13 protein-coding genes are annotated in these 16,042 nt (G+C 44.2%); 1 reads left to right on the forward strand and 12 read right to left on the reverse strand.

Translation table 11 applies throughout. From position 1 onward, the window contains the following. Window positions 1-33 precede the first annotated feature (33 nt). Entirely contained in the window at window positions 34-657 is a 624-nt protein-coding gene (locus G633_RS0108530; RefSeq protein WP_022769716.1) for a TetR/AcrR family transcriptional regulator, read from the forward strand. Window positions 658-714: 57 nt separating this feature from the next. On the opposite strand, the gene G633_RS0108535 is transcribed toward G633_RS0108530, so the two are convergent. The 12 genes from G633_RS0108535 to G633_RS0108590 form a co-directional block, all read right to left on the reverse strand. Next, entirely contained in the window at window positions 715-1,470 is a 756-nt protein-coding gene (locus tag G633_RS0108535; protein ID WP_022769717.1) for an SDR family NAD(P)-dependent oxidoreductase, read from the reverse strand. A gap of 134 nt (window positions 1,471-1,604) precedes the next feature. Next, window positions 1,605-2,654, reverse strand: a complete 1,050-nt coding sequence (locus G633_RS0108540; RefSeq protein ID WP_022769719.1) for a tetratricopeptide repeat protein — start codon at window positions 2,652-2,654, stop codon at window positions 1,605-1,607. A gap of 30 nt (window positions 2,655-2,684) precedes the next feature. Then, the gene (locus G633_RS0108545) at window positions 2,685-3,059 is read right to left on the reverse strand and encodes a RidA family protein (protein WP_022769720.1); all 375 of its coding nucleotides are present in this window, start codon (window positions 3,057-3,059) and stop codon (window positions 2,685-2,687) included. A gap of 108 nt (window positions 3,060-3,167) precedes the next feature. Further along, on the reverse strand, window positions 3,168-3,410 hold the full coding sequence (locus G633_RS0108550) for a hypothetical protein (RefSeq protein WP_022769721.1): 243 nt from the start codon (window positions 3,408-3,410) through the stop codon (window positions 3,168-3,170). Window positions 3,411-3,414: 4 nt separating this feature from the next. Then, entirely contained in the window at window positions 3,415-4,389 is a 975-nt protein-coding gene (locus G633_RS0108555) for a GDSL-type esterase/lipase family protein (RefSeq protein WP_026519662.1), read from the reverse strand. A gap of 15 nt (window positions 4,390-4,404) precedes the next feature. Beyond that, entirely contained in the window at window positions 4,405-5,766 is a 1,362-nt protein-coding gene (locus G633_RS0108560) for an MBOAT family O-acyltransferase (protein WP_026519663.1), read from the reverse strand. Further along, window positions 5,759-7,114, reverse strand: a complete 1,356-nt coding sequence (locus G633_RS17885; RefSeq protein WP_051200065.1) for a tetratricopeptide repeat protein — start codon at window positions 7,112-7,114, stop codon at window positions 5,759-5,761. The genes G633_RS0108560 and G633_RS17885 overlap by 8 nt, the downstream gene beginning before the upstream one ends. Before the next feature lie 2 nt (window positions 7,115-7,116). Then, window positions 7,117-7,281, reverse strand: coding sequence for a hypothetical protein (locus G633_RS20100; RefSeq protein ID WP_022769727.1), 165 nt, complete (start codon window positions 7,279-7,281; stop codon window positions 7,117-7,119). Between the two features lie 24 nt (window positions 7,282-7,305). Next, window positions 7,306-8,685: a bifunctional folylpolyglutamate synthase/dihydrofolate synthase gene (locus G633_RS0108575; RefSeq protein ID WP_081664729.1), complete on the reverse strand. Its 1,380-nt coding sequence runs from the start codon at window positions 8,683-8,685 to the stop codon at window positions 7,306-7,308. 21 nt (window positions 8,686-8,706) lie between these two features. After that, window positions 8,707-11,379 carry a valine--tRNA ligase gene (locus G633_RS0108580; protein WP_026519665.1) on the reverse strand — a complete coding sequence of 891 codons (2,673 nt, stop codon included), beginning with the start codon at window positions 11,377-11,379 and terminating at the stop codon, window positions 8,707-8,709. A gap of 36 nt (window positions 11,380-11,415) precedes the next feature. Then, window positions 11,416-13,053 carry a tetratricopeptide repeat-containing diguanylate cyclase gene (locus G633_RS0108585; RefSeq protein WP_026519666.1) on the reverse strand — a complete coding sequence of 546 codons (1,638 nt, stop codon included), beginning with the start codon at window positions 13,051-13,053 and terminating at the stop codon, window positions 11,416-11,418. A 441-nt stretch (window positions 13,054-13,494) separates the two neighbouring features. Then, window positions 13,495-15,990 carry an ATP-dependent DNA helicase gene (locus G633_RS0108590; protein ID WP_026519667.1) on the reverse strand — a complete coding sequence of 832 codons (2,496 nt, stop codon included), beginning with the start codon at window positions 15,988-15,990 and terminating at the stop codon, window positions 13,495-13,497. Window positions 15,991-16,042: the final 52 nt, after the last annotated feature.

A 16,042-nucleotide genomic window follows, 5' to 3' on the forward strand; every position in this document is an offset into this window, starting at 1 on the left:
ATGCTATAATATGTTTAAAAGGGAAGTGAACAAATGGGAAAAGCAGATCTAAACAAGAAACTGAAGATGGAAAACCTTCTAAATGCCTCCTTTGAGCTCTTTACATCTCAGGGCATCAACAAGACTTCTATCTCCGACATAGTGAATAAGGCAGAGGTTGCCAAGGGAACCTTCTATCTTTATTTTAAAGACAAATATGATATAAGGAACAGGCTCATCGCCCACAAGTCCTCGCAGCTCTTTATGCAGGCCTACAATGCCCTTCAGGAATCGGGCATAACAGACTTTGAAGAGCGTATCATCTTTATAATGGACCATGTCCTTGATGAACTTGCTGCCAACAAGGGACTTTTATCCTTCATCTACAAGGATTTGTCCTGGGCAGTGTTTAAAAGAGCTCTCATCACCCCTATGAGTGATGAAGACGTGGACTTTACCAAAGTTTATGAGAATATGATCGCAGAGTCGGGACTAAACCTTAAGGACCCGGAGGTCATGCTCTTTATGATAATTGAACTTGTTGGTTCAACCGGCTACAGCTCCATAATGTACAGCGATCCCGTAAGCCTTGAAGAGCTTAAGCCCCACCTTGCAGAAACCGTTAGGGGCATAATAAGAGCCCACACAGACAAGCCCAAAAAGAATAAGACTAAATAAAAAAGCCCTACAGACTATCATGAGTCTGTAGGGTTTTATTATATGCCTGATATTTAATTACTGAAGAACGAATCCACCGTTAGGTGAGATAACCTGTCCTGTTACGTAAGGTGCTGTAAGGAGATATCCAAGAGCGCCTGCGATATCTGAAACGTCACCGATGAATCCTTCCGGAATAGTTGCTGCAAGAGCATTGAGCTCATCCTGGTTAACGCCGCGGAGCATATCCGTCATGATCATTCCGGGAGCGATAGCATTTACTCTAACGCCTCTTCCTGCGAACTCAAGAGCAAGAGCTCTTGTAAGACCGATGATACCTGACTTGGATGCGCAGTAGTCTGCCTGATTGATAACACCTGTAAGTCCTCCGACTGAAGATGTGTTAACGATGCAGCACTGGTTGTCCTTGCTTGAGTGGTTGATCATGTGAGGAAGAACAAGGTGTGTCATGTGAAGGAAGCTCATAAGGTTTGTATTGATAACGTTCTCATACTGCTCTCTCTTGATGTCGATCCAGTTACAGTTATTTGTGATGCCTGCGTTGTTTACAAGAACGTCGATATTCTCACCGAACTTATCTACTGCAGCCTTTACAAGTGCTTCGCAATCCTCATACTTACTAACGTCAGCTCTAACTACTAAAGTCTCTACTCCATACTGCTCAGAAATCTTAGCTGCAAGATTGTCTGAAAGAGTCTTTGAAGACTCACTTCTGTAGTTGATAACTACGTTGTACCCAAGCTCTCCAAGCTTAAGTGCCATTCCTTCTCCAATACCCCTGGAGCCGCCTGTGATAATTGCTGTTTTTGCCATTTTTTACATACCCTCCTGAAAAAATTTTGTAATCCCCGTGCCCGTTTACGGACACTAGTATATGATAACATATTGATATTTTTTTGTCAATTTAACGAACACAAAAAGCCATGCAAAATTGCATGGCTTATACATCATCTTGTGGATAGGAATATATTTTCTCTTATGGCTTCCTGATCATCAGGGTACTTGGCAAGATAGGTCTCCATCATGCTCTGCGCCACATCAAAATCACCGCTGTATTCATAGGCAGTGATCTCATTGAGCATAAGCGCCTGATTGAGATTCTTGTCATCAAGGGCAAGTCCGGCTTCAAAGGAAGAAACAGCAGACGAATAATCCCCCTGCCTGATCTGACACATACCCAGCTGATTGTAAACAAGAGCGCTGTCAGGCTCTTCGCTTAAGTAGTTCCTGTAAACACTGATGGCATAGTTATAATCGCCCTGTTTTTCTCCGGTCTGACCAAGAAGAATGACAACAGGCTCTTTTTCCTGGTTCCTCTCGTTGTTGGCAGCCTCTAAATAGCTCTGGGCCTCTGCATTGTTCCCCAGGTAGTAGGAAATCTGTCCCTTTTCGAAATTGGACATAAACTCCCTGCCGTTGTCTATGGCAGTCTGAAGAATAGCTGTAGCCTCATCGGTATAGCCATACTCATCAAGTGCCTTATAAATCATTATGATCATTGAATAATCTCGGGAATTAAGTGCTATAGCCTTGGTAAAATCCGAGTATCCGGCATCGTGGTTGCCTGAAGCCAGTTCTGCTGTGCCTCTTAGGTAATAGGCGTTGCTGTCATTACTTCTAAGAGACAAAATGGCGTCATACACCTCTTTTGCCTTGTTATAGTCCTTGGTGTTTAAATAGGCTTCTGCCAGGTAATAGTTGGTATCAAAGTCCATATCATCAACTATTCCCTCATCTGCAGCAAGAGAAGCAAGAAGATTCTCAATAGCTTTGTCGTACTCTCCCCTGTTAAGGTATGCAATGCCTCTTCCCCTGTAAATAAGGCATTTATCCTCCTCACCCTTCTCAGCCGCATCAAAGCTCTCCAGAGCGCTCTGATACTCATGGCTCTCGATATAGCTAAATCCCGAATCAATATTGTGTCTGCCGTTTAGGCTTCCGCATCCGGTCAAAAGTACCGCTGCAAGCGCCGTGCAGGCAATAATATGATATCTCAAATTGATTCCCCCATGTATATCGCCAGGTTATTACTTAAGGTATGCAACAACCTCAACTTCGCAAAGAACGTTTCTCGGAAGCTGTTTAACTGCTACGCAGCTTCTTGCAGGCTTTCCTGTAAAGTATCTCTCGTAAACAGCGTTGAATGCTGCAAAATCGCTCATCTCAGCAAGGAAGCAGGTTGTCTTTACAACGTGCTCATAGTCTGTGCCTGCTGCGTGAAGGATCTCACCGATATTTCTGCAGACTCTGTCAGCCTGATCAGCAATAGTTGTTGTATCGATCTCTCCATCCTCAGGATTGATCGGAATCTGTCCTGATGCATAGAGAAAATCTCCTGCCTTGATGGCCTGTGAATAAGGGCCGATTGCCTGTGGTGCCTTGTCTGTTGAAATGTATTCCATGATTTCTCCTCCTTTTATTTAAGTGCTCTGCTCTGGGATTCTCACCAGGCTCGAAAATACCTCGCCAGGTGTTCACCCATGGCTCGCACTAAGCTCGAAAATACCTCGCTAAGTGCTCTGCTCACCAAAAACAGCTGTAACATAGAATCCTCTGGCGTTTTCTTCTACCTTGGTCACTACGCCTTCTCTCTCGAGCATCCTCTCACGGAACGGGAAATTGCCGCTCATTGCAAGAGACGGGTCGATGGTGTAGTAATAGTTACTTGGAAGCACTCCCTCCGTTACCGTTACATGATCTCCCTCGTTTAACAGTCCCGGTCGCTCCATTTTAAAAACCATCTCTCTAGCCATTTTATCACCTCACTATAGCATTATGAAGTAAAAACTCATGCCATCTTTCATAAGCTGAAGCTTTTAAGTGAACATCATCTGAAGAAAGCGTTGAATCAAGGTTTCCTTCCTCATCATCCACCGACTCGTTCATATCTATGAAAAAGATGGTCTTATTGTCTGCAAGCTCCGCAAGTGATGCGTTTCTTGAATTGATCTTTTCATTGTTGAAGTTCTTGTCGACCCTACTCTTTGCAGCAGCAACGTGCATAATGCCCTGAATGTAGATTATTGCATCCGGCTGAAGTTCTCTGATCCTATTTATCACCTCGGCATAGGCATTCTTGAAATACTCGTTGTCACCGGTTCCGATCTCGTTAAGTCCCAGCATGATATAGACCTTGCCGTACTGATTCTCTGTAAGGGCCTGTTCGAGTCCAATCTTGCCGTCATCAGTCTTGATGTACTCCTTCTTGAACACATCATAGATGGTCAGGGATACCTTGGCATAGAAGGTTGCACGTGTATCCAGTGGCTCACAGTACTCTGAAAGTCCAACGGTCCTGGAATCGCCTATAAATACTGCATCTGTGAAGTAATCATCATCAACCTCGGTAAACTCGTAGGTAATATCCTCAGAATTTCCCGAAACATCGTTTCCTGAGATATCATTTCCTGAGATGTCATTTCCGGAGATATCAACAACCTCTAAAGGTTCTTCGCTTCCTTCCTGTTCACTCTCCTCTTCAGTAAGCTCTTTTCCCTCATCAGGACCTTGTGTATCCTCAGGTAAAAGAGCTTCCTCCTCAGTGCTGCTCCATGGAAAAATCTCATCTGTCGCACCCTTAAGTGCCAGAGCCATAAGAGGTATATCACCGGACTCATACTTATCGGCATATCCGGCATATACAGTGTCCTTGAAAATCAGCGACACTATCGATAATGCAATTGTAATGACCACAATCCCCACAAGGATCGGGCATTTCTTCAGGATCTTCAAATCATTTGCCTTTCATCAGAACTTAAAATACATAAACGGATTGCCTGCTGCTCCTGCAAGGCTGTAGATACATGCCCAGAACAGGATTAACCATAGGATGTTAAATATCCATCTGTTCCTGCGATTTACCCAAAAGTCATAGACTTTCGGAATCAGCAGAAGGAGCGATGGAAGCAGAACAGTCCAGTAAATACCGATATTTTTCAAAAAGTCGCCCTGATTTACCGCTATTCCCGAACCTGTAAAGGGAAACAGCCTTGAAAAGTATATTCCAAGCATGTCGAAATCAGATATAGCGAATACTACCCAGGTAAGCGGAATGAGAATAAGTACATTCACTTTGCCAACAAACTTTGAAAGAGGCGCAGGAAATCTCTTAAGCACAAAGAGCCTCTCGCAGATGATAAGAAAGCATAGCGAAAGTCCCCAGATGATAAAGTTTAAGGTTATTCCATGCCAGAAACCGGTAACGAGCCAGACAACCAGGAGGTTAAAGACTGTCCTTGCTTCTCCCTTTCTGCTGCCGCCCAGAGGAATGTAGATATAATCCCTGAACCAGGATCCAAGGGTTGCATGCCATCTTCTGTAGAATTCTGATACACTGCCACTTCCGTAAGGGTGGTCAAAGTTTGTGATAAAGGGAAATCCGATCATTACGCCGATTCCTGCTGCCATAAGCGAATATCCCCAGAAATCAAAGTAGAGCTCAAGTGAATAGGTAACGGCTCCAAGCCAGGCCAGAGGCGTTGAAATACTCTCATAGCCTATGGTTCCGATATCCTTCCAGAGCATGGCCAGATGGTCGGCCAGAAGAACCTTCATTGCAAGACCTGCTACAAAGAAGCGAAGTCCGTCCTCTATGGACTCTGCTATCTGACTTAAAGATGTCTTTTCCCTAAGGGCAGTATTCTCAAGGTACTTGTCAAACCTCATGATAGGACCCGATACCACCTGTGGGAACATGCAAAAATAAGCCGCAACATCGACAAATGATGCGTCTTTTTCTACTTTGCCCCTATATACATCCATCTGATAGCTGATCATTTTGAAGATGTAGAAACTGATGCCAATAGGCAAAAGAGACTTGTCCACATACTGACCAAGGATCTTGAATTCTATGAGCATTCCTGCGTCTATTGCAAGAACGAAGAATAAAAGAGACTTACTCTTTTCTCCAAACTGTGCCTTGGCAAAGAGGAAGTTTACTACTACTGCCGCTAAAAGGGCAGGGAACATCCTAAGGTCTCCCACCGCATAAAACAAAAGACTCCCAAAAAGAAGAGTCCATGTTCTGAATCTAACCGGTGTAAGATAAAAAGCCACCAAAAATACAGGTAAAAACCTGAATATAAAATTAAGGTCAGAAAAATTAACCATTTGAGTTGTTTATCTCCGCAAGCTTAGTTTCAGCTGCTGCAGCGCTCTTTGTGTCCGGGAAATTTGTAACCACAGCATCAAAGACCTCTTTGGCCTTATTAATATCACCACTGTCATTGTAAGCATTTCCCAGATAATACAATGTGTTGACGTTGGTGTTGTCGTACTGATAAGCCTTCGAGAGGTTGGCAATTGCTGTCTCGTAGTCCTCACTCTTATATGCTTCATAGCCTGTATTGTAATAGGACTTTGCAAGCTGAGGCCCAACCTGGGACATCAGATAATCGTAGAGTGAAGTAAATTCCGAAGACACATCCGAGCTGATGACATCAAGGTCTATGCTGGCAAGGGCTTCTGCCATACCCTCGTAGTCCTGTGAGTCCTCCATGTAGATGTTAACTGCCTTCATAAGCGAATTCATGGCTGCAGATGTTGAATCCACGCCTTCATATTCTGTAACGGTAGCTCCGAGCTTGTCGATCTCTTCCTGAAGAGATGCGATCTGCTGCTCATAAGCTACTATCTGTGCTGACTTTGAATCTGACTCCTCGCTGATCTGAGCAATCTTTTCCTGGTTCTTGGTATTGATGCTCTGAATGCGCTGAGGAAGTATAAGGAAGCATGCTACTGCAACTCCCAGTACTATTCCAAGAAGGATTCCCCAAATGGAATTACTTCTTGCGATAGCAGATTTCTTGACAGGCTGAATGATCATCTCATTGCCACTGTTGTATCTGATCACATCATCGCTCTCAGAGGAAGCCACGTCAGATACGAGCTTGCCACTCTCACCCGGAAGCAGCATTGAATCGGCTTCCTTGAGGTAGCGCTTGGCCATAAGATTACCTGTATCGAGCTTAAGTGCCTTCTGAGCCTCGATCTTGGCTCTGTCAAAGTTTCCGTTCTTTAAGTATAAAAGCGCAAGCAAAAGATGCGCTTTTATAAATCCGGGATTTAATGAAAGCACCTTCTTAAGCTGGATCACTGCAAGATCAAGGCTGTCCTGATTGCAGTAATTGAGCGCTATATTAAATTTCTTGATGGTCTGATTGATATTATCGAACTGACCGGGATTACTTCTGACCATATCCATGTAGCTGTCGGCCAGGTTATCCTCAGGCTGAAGGTTCTTGCTGATTACCCACTCGGAAAGGGCAGGTACAGCCTCACCGGTCTCATAGTAGACAAGACCTAAAAGGTTTCTTGCATCAATGTTGTTCTTGTTGAGCTTAAGACTCTGGCGAAGTGACTCCACAGCTCCTGTCATATCTCTTACTGTGGCCTTTTCAAGTCCCTCGTTGTAATATCGGTTAGACAAACTTTCGAGCTTTTTCTTGGTGGTTGCCATTATTACTTAGACCTCTTTGCAGTATCTGCTTCTACTTTTGCATCTTTCAGGAGCTTGACCAAAACATCGGACATATCATCGATATCCTGGTTGTAGATTATCTCCTCTGCATCCTCGATCTCGAGGCTGGGTCTGAACTTTTTAAGCTCTTCGTCAAAATTTAGCATTACTTTTCCCTCTAAAATACACAATCAGATGACTGACTTTATCTGTCCTGCCAGGTAAAGCGAACCTGCGGCAAATACATAGTCACCGGATTTTCTCATAGCTATTACATCTGTTACAGCATCCCTCACGTTGCTGTAATACTTGATGGGCAGGCCGATAATGCCCAGCTCATCCTTGCAGTCCTCAAAGGCAATCTTAAGGTCTGATGTGGATACTGTCCTGCTTGTTTCAAGAGTCGCCACATATATGGAATCAAAAAGACCTCTCTTAAGGATCTCATATATTATATCCTTGTACTGCTTGTCGCCTACGATGCCAAAAAGCAGCATCTTGCGGCCATCACAGCCTATGTCCTCCACGCTATCGAGGAAAGCCTCGATTCCGTCGAGGTTGTGAGCTCCGTCCACATATATGCCGGGTCTCATCTCTTCCATCCTGCAATCCCACTTAGATGTAAGAAGTCCCTCCCTGATATCCAGTTCGGAAATATTAGCTCCCTTATCTCTGAGAACCTCTAAGCAGGTAACAGCCACAGCTGCGTTCTGCGTCTGATATTTAGCCTCTGTGGAGAGCTTTAAATCAGCATATTTATCATAAAGGGAATTATATGAAAAAGCAATGTATTTGTTGCCGCTCTCATCCCTTGTGATATCTACGTTTTCAATGTTTTTAGGTTCTACTGCGATGGCTCTTGAATCAAGTTCCAGGGCTTTTCTTTTGATCACGCCGGTGCTCTCAGGTCTTTTGTCAAAAAAGACTACGGGAACTCCGCGCTTTATGATACCTGCCTTCTCAGCAGCGATCTCCTCTATAGTTGTGCCAAGATACTGCATGTGATCGAACCCAATCTCGGTTATGACTGTAAGAATAGGGTTATCTACTGCGTTTGTGGCATCGAGTCTTCCCCCAAGTCCAGTCTCAAGTATGAGATAGTCAACGGGGTAAACATCATAAAGTATCATTGCCATAAAGAACAGGAATTCAAAATAGGTGGGGAAATATCCCTCCTTGTCAAACTCCATGATCCTTCGCAGAGTCTCAATAAAGACTTCCACAAAGACACCCTCTGAAATGGGCTTACCATCAATGGCAAAGCGCTCATTGACAGCCACCAGATGGGGAGACGTAAACATTCCGACGGTATAATCCGCTTTGGTCAGCACGGAAGAGAGGTAATTGCATACCGATCCCTTTCCGTTGGTTCCCGCAACGTGGATGATCTGAATGTTCTGCTCCGGATTTCCCAAATATTCAAGAAAACTCTTGGTGTCTTCTATGGTGTGCTTATCGCTAAAGCTCGGAATCTGATTTAAAAACCTGTCACACTCTGAAATTGTAATCTTGGCGTTGTTATCGGCTCTCTCAAGGAGCTCTCCGATCTGCGCCAGTAGCAAATCGTTCATATGTAACCTACTTGCCGCCAATCACTTTGAAAGCTGAGCAAGTCTTTCTGTTATCTGATCGTATGTCTGCTGATATTTCTGCTGCTTCTCTTTCTCCTCAGCGATCTTCTCAGCAGGAGCCTTTGAGAGGAACTTCTCATTGCTGAGCATGTTCTGGGATCTCTTAAGCTCACCCTCGAGCTTTTTCTGCTCCTTGGTAAGACGCTCTATTTCTGCAGAGATATCTACAAGATCTGAGAAAGGAATATATACAGTAGCATCTGCAAGTACTACAGATACTGCGTCATCAGCAATACCGTCCTTGCCGGACTGGCAAACAGACTCTGATGCATAGGCAAGTGCCTCGAAGAAGAGCTTACCTGTTGTAAAGATATCAAGAACTTCCTTGTTATCACTTACAACAAATACCTTGGCCTTTCTTGAAGGAGCTACGTTCATCTGTGTACGTACGTTACGGATTCCGCGAACTGCCTCCTTAATGGTCTCGATAGCCTTCTCATCAGCTGCAAAATTCCACTCGTCCTTATATACAGGCCAGTCTGAAACCATGATGGATTCTTCCTCATCCTGAAGAGTGCAGAAGATCTCCTCTGTAACGAATGGCATGTATGGGTGAAGGAGCTTAAGTGCATTTATAAGTACGGTCTGAAGTGTCCAAAGAGCTGCCTCATGAGATGCCTCATTGTCTGAGTTGTAAAGACGAGGCTTAACCATCTCAATGTACCAGTCGCAGAACTCATCCCAGATAAAGTCATAAACCTTCTGGACTGCGATACCCAGCTCAAACTTCTCCATGTTCTCGGTAACCTCTTTTACAGCCTTGTTGAGCTTAGAGAGGATCCAGTGATCAACAGGCTCAAGACCTGCAGGCATTGGCTGGTGAATAGCAGAAGGAGCATCCTCCTTCATGTTCATCATGATAAATCTGGAAGCATTCCAAACCTTGTTAGCAAAGTTACGGCTGTTCTCTACTCTCTCGTTGTAGAAACGCATATCGTTACCCGGCGCATTACCTGTAACGATAGTAAGACGAAGTGCATCTGCGCCGTAGTTATCAATAACCTCAAGAGGATCAATACCGTTTCCAAGGGATTTACTCATCTTTCTTCCCTGGGAGTCCCTGATAAGACCGTGGAAAAGAACTGTCTTAAATGGGTAGGTTCCCATATGCTCGTAGCTTGAGAAGATCATTCTGATAACCCAGAAGAAAATGATATCGTAACCTGTTACAAGTACGTCTGTAGGGAAGAAGTACTTAAGGTCCTCAGTCTCATGTGGCCATCCAAGAGTCTCGAAAGGCCAGAGTGCTGATGAGAACCATGTATCAAGAGTATCGGGATCCTGAGTAAAGTGCTCGCATCCACACTTAGGGCAAACCTTAGGTGCCTCTTTTGATACAATAACTTCTCCGCACTTATCGCAGTAGTATGCGGGGATTCTGTGTCCCCACCAGAGCTGTCTTGAAATACACCAGTCTCTGATATTGTCTGTCCAGTTGTAGTAGATCTTGTCCATTCTCGGAGGAATAAGCTTGATCTCGCCCTCTTTAACTGCCTTTACAGCAGGCTTAATAAGCTCATCCATCTTTACGAACCACTGAGCCTTGATCATAGGCTCTACTGTGGTGTGGCAACGATCGTGAGTTCCAACGTTGTGAGAATAGTCCTCAATCTTAACAAGGAGCCCCATCTCATCAAGCTCTTTTACAATTGCATCTCTGCACTCATAACGGTCCATACCCTCAAACTTGCCACCGTTTGCATTGATCGTAGCATCGTCGTTAAGGACGTTGATCTCAGGAAGGTTATGGCGCTTTCCAACCTCAAAGTCGTTAGGGTCGTGAGCAGGAGTGATCTTAACTACACCTGTTCCGAACTCCATATCTACATAAGAGTCCTCAACAATAGGAAGCTCTCTGTTAACTATAGGAAGAAGAACCTTCTTGCCTTTGAAATCTTTATATCTGTCATCATCGGGATTAACTGCTACAGCAGTATCACCAAGCATTGTCTCAGGTCTTGTGGTTGCAAACTCGATAAATTTGGTTGTAGATACTGATCCGTCATCCTCGATAAGAGGGTACTTGATGTGCCAGAGATGTCCGGCCTGCTCTTCGTACTCAACCTCTGCATCGGAAATAGAAGTCTTACATATAGGACACCAGTTTACGATTCTGCTTCCTTTATATATGTAGCCTTTCTCATGCATCTTAACAAAGACTTCGGTAACCGCCTCATTGCAGCCCTCGTCCATGGTAAAGCGCTCTCTGTCCCAGTCGCAGGAAGAGCCGAGCTTTTTGAGCTGGGATACGATGGTTCCGCCGTACTCTTTCTTCCACTCCCATGCCTTCTCAAGGAATTTCTCCCTGCCGAGCTCTCTCTTGTCGATGCCCTGCTTCTTGAGCTCGTCAGTGATACGAACCTCAGTAGCAATGCTGGCATGGTCTGTTCCGGGCTGCCAGAGTGCGTTGTATCCCTGCATTCTCTTCCATCTGATAAGAATGTCCTGCAGAGTCTGGTCAAAGGCGTGGCCCATGTGGAGCTTACCTGTGATATTTGGCGGTGGAATTACGATGGTAAAAGGCTTTTTAGTCTTATCTACCTCAGCGTGGAAATATTTCTTTTCCTCCCATTTCTGATAGAGGCGATCCTCTATTTCCCTGGGATTATAGGTTTTTTCGAGTTCTTTCTTCATTATATTCTCCTCATCTATGGTAAAAAATAATAATAATCAGCTGTGCTGTGCTTCGTCAAGTGACTTCTGAGAAATTATTGCCTTATGGAGCAGGACAACCTCTCCCTTTTTGTGTTCCTTGACATCATACAGCGCGTTGTCGGCAGCATACATGTAATCCCAAAGCTTGTTGGTCTCGCCCGGTACCGAGTTCCTTATGCCTTGGGAGATGGTGACGACAGGTCCCGACGGATAGCGTCTGTTGTCAAACTTAAGGGATGCCACCTGATCACGAAGGGATGTGGCACATTCCATTATCTCTTCGTCATTCATATTTTCATATATCAAAACAAACTCATCACCGCCGTATCTGTAAGCATGTACAGTCTTTCTCACAGTGCAGAGGTTGCTTATGATCTCAGATATCTTCTTAAGACACAGATCACCCACCTGATGACCATAGGTATCATTGTATAGCTTGAAGTTGTCCACGTCCAGAATTTCCACTGCCAGTGAATACTGACCTGCGTAGGCTTCCTCAAACGCCTTATCAGCGTACTTATTAAGACCGTATCTGTTGCCAAGTCCTGTAAGCGGATCGGTCTCAGCCTGCTTTATCAGCATGATATTTTCTTTTTCTATGGAAGAGAGTCTGTTCCTTATATTCATAAAGAACTTGTAGTTGACGATACTCTCTTTTTCCTGCTCGAGGGATGCGTTGTAATAATCCAAAAGAGCCTGATTCTTCTCTTTAGTCTCTTTCATCTTCTCGTAAAACTCTATTCTGAGCTTGGCATGCCCTTTTGCAAGGTTTGGAATATTGAGCTCTTTAAGGCTTCGCTCCGAGTTCTTAATTATCCTCTTGACCTCTCCGTATCTGCCCACTTTCATAAAGAATCTGCAGACCACGTAAATGTCTTCCATACTGTCAAGCGGGAACTTGTTGTTCTGGAGCTGGTAAGAGAGCATATCTGAATACTTCTCGTAGAGTTCCATCTCACCGAGATAGTGATATCCACGCATCTTGATATCAAGTACCGGAAGATCCTGAAACAGATCAAGGTTAACACCGTCGGCCTGTTCAAGCTGCTCTATGCCCTGAAGGCACTTCTCGACTGAATCTTTTTTGTCCAGAATGATGTAACAGTCTGCCTGGAAGCAGTAACAGTAAAGAAGGTTTCTGTAATAGAGACTGTCCTTCTTGTTCTTGCGAATATCTCTGTAAGCAGAGCGGATATAACCAAGCGCCTGCTTGATCTCACCGTTGTCGTAATAGATCTGTCCGATGTTGAACTTAAGAAATCCCGGAATACTGCTGTTCTTGTCGATGGCCTCACAATACTTAAGACCGCTCAGGAAGAAATCAAGAGCAAGCTCGGGATTGCCGTGATTGAGCGCATCAATACCAAGGAGGTTGTAGCATCTGGCCAGATGCTCATTGTCTCCGCATGTCTGAAGGTATTCGATTGCCTTGAGAAGATTGGTATTGAACTTACGATAGTCAGTACTTAAAAGATAATAAGCATCAGCCACATAATAGTAGCTGTAGCCCAGAAGATTTATATTATCAATTTCCTTGGCACGTTTGAGAAGCTTGTTGCATGCACCTATAAGGTTACCAGACATTTTGGCTCTTTCGGAAAGCATCTCTTCATTAAGAAGAACTACATCCTGACCATAGTCCTGTATCTTCATACTCTGCTCCTCCTTCTTACGACATATTAGAATTTATTTTACAACAACTCTTTAGCACTATCAAGAAAGTTATTTCCATTGCTGAAGCGCCCATAAATACTGGGTTGTAGCGTTTTTATTGACACTTATGTCATTATTTTTATTGGTTTACATATATGTATTGACCATTCTGGTCATACACCTGATTTATACCCCCGGCTGGGGTTATTTTATCAGCCGATTTAGAATGCCTATTTATGCGGTATTTTGAAAACTATTTTCACAATAATCCCCAATTTCCACAGAGTTATCCACATGACTCTGGTGTCATTTATCTATGTCTTTTGTATCATTTATCTGATAATTTAGTGTATTTTTTCACATCTTGGGACAAAAGGGCTAAAATTATGGTTTACATAAATTTATTGATTTCTGATTTATGTAAACTTAATTTCCGATTTTTTATGATTTTGTAGTTTTTTGAGGGTCTAAATCCGCTTCAAATCCTCTCCAGAAGCGGGAAATCTCGCTATTGACCGAAGTGGTCGAAACCGTCTTATATCCTCTCCATTCTCTCGGGAAAAGAGCCTTATAAGTAGCCTGAAGGAACCTGTCATCAAGGAGCGCAACAACGCCAACGTCCTCGCTGGTCCTTATTACTCTTCCGGCTGCCTGAAGGACCTTATTCATTCCCGGATACTTGTAGGCGTAATCAAAGCCATCAAGGCCCTTTTGATCAAAGTAATTTCTTATGACTTCTCTCTCATTGCATACCATGGGGATTCCCGTTCCAACAACTATAACGCCTATGAGGCTGTCATACTTAAGATCGATACCCTCACTGAAGATTCCACCCATCACACAAAAGCCAAGGACGTTTTTGTCCTCTACGACCTCCATGTCCATATGGATTATCTCAGAGAGATCAAGGCTATTGCCCTCAGAGAATCTTCCCAGGAAGTCTTCTCTGGCTTCCTCGGTCATATAGCTCTTTTGCACAAGAATATCTGTCGAATCGGGATCATAGAAATTATCCTCATAAGCGATATAAACCTCCTCAAGGAACTGGTGCGAGGGGAAGAATATCAGATAGTTTCCGCTTCTGGCACTTACAACGCTGTGGATGTAATTAGCAACTTTGTAATACATATCATCGCTTCTCTTGGAATATCTGCTGGTCACATCAGAGCCGATGAATATTCCAAGTCTTGAAGGATCAAATATGGACTTGGCATAAATCTCGAAGTCCTTGTCATCTCCGCCAAGAAGTCCCTTGTAATACTGAATTGGCAGAAGTGTTGCGGAAAAGAGTATTGAGGATACTCCTCTGCTCATGCAGGCAGAGAGATTCCTGGACGGATCTATGCACGCAAGTCTAAGCAGAAAACTTCCGTCCTCTGCATATTCTCCGTAGATTGTATAGTGGTCATCCAAGAGGTCATATATTGTAAGAAATCTTGATATATCAAAGTAAAACTGCAGTATTTCATCCCTAAAGGGCCCTTCTGAGTGATCTTCAAGGTATTCGTTCATGACCGCGGATAGTCTGTCCAACGGCTGAATAAATCTCTCGATTGAGCCATATACCTTCATCTCGTCGCACTCTCTTTTCAGTTCCAAAAGAGCACTGTTGCACTTGGTAAGGGCTGATACGATTCTTGGGTGATAGTCTTTGATTTTGTTCTTGAGGTCCAAAAAGCTCTCTTTCCGAAGGACGGCACTGTACATCTCCCTTCCTCTCTCAAGAAGGTTGTGGGTCTCATCCACCAAAAAGGCATAGTCGTGCCTTATTCCGTCAGCAAAGAAGCGCCTTAAATATACAAAAGGATCGAATACATAGTTGTAGTCGCAGATTATGGCATCGCTCCAAAGGCTCATGTCCAGAGACATCTCAAAGGGGCATACTTCGTGCTTTTTGGCATACTCTGTGATGGTGTCCCTGTCAAAGTTATCCTCATGTGTGAGCATATCAAATATGGCATCGTTGATGCGGTCATAGTGCCCCTTGGCGTAGGGACATGCCACGGGATTACAGTTCCTTGTGGCTTCATCGATAAAGCAGATCTTATCTCTTGCTGTTATGGTCACGGTCTTGAACTTAAGGCCCTGAGATGAGCGCATGATATTAAAGGCCTCTTCGGCCACAGTTCTTGTTATGGTCTTGGCTGTCAGGTAGAAGATCTTGGAGACCTTCCCCTCCCCCATGGCCTTTACCGTGGGAAATACGGTGGAAATGGTCTTACCCGTGCCTGTAGGCGCCTCCAAAAACAGCTTTTTCTTGTGGACAATGGTTCTGTAAACCGCAGCTGCAAGGTCTTTTTGTCCTTCTCTGTAGGTGAATGGGAAGTTTACGGCCTTTATGGACATGGTGCGCTCAAGCCCCCAATCACACTCAAAATCTGCCCATTTCCTGTACATCTCGATAAGGCCTGAGAACCACTGTGTTATCTCGGCATATGTGAAGGTGAAGTCGAAGAACTTTTTCTCCTCTGTGTCCATGTTGCAATAAGTCATCCTGACGTCAACTTCCGGATAGTGACGGTCAAGAAGATACATGGCTGCGTAGCACTTGGCCTGAGCCAGATGCACTGATACAGGCTCCTTCATCTTGGCAAGTTCCCTGTAGGTGCCCTTTATCTCGTCGATCATGGGTGCATAGCGCTCTGTAGGCAGGAAAGAACTCTGTCCCATCTCCAGCGCGCTCACAGGCTGATCCATATACTTATCCAGGATTCCGTCAGCACGGCCCTCCACGATCAGATCATAGTTTTCATAGCTCTTTTTATATAAAAGAGGCTCCTCGGCGTGGTAATCAGGCCCCATGCTCTTCTGGATCATACGGTGGATCCTTCCGCCTTCCTGCATGGCATCTGCACTTGCCTGATGTATTCTATTGTCTATGTCACCGGACCTTAAAATAAATTCCACAAGGCCCCTGACTGATATTCTGATTTCCATAAAAAAAGCTCCCTATGGTATTTCACTCAAAGATTATACCATAGAGAGCCTC

The organism is Butyrivibrio sp. FCS006 (assembly GCF_000424525.1).
Taxonomy (GTDB): domain Bacteria; phylum Bacillota; class Clostridia; order Lachnospirales; family Lachnospiraceae; genus Butyrivibrio.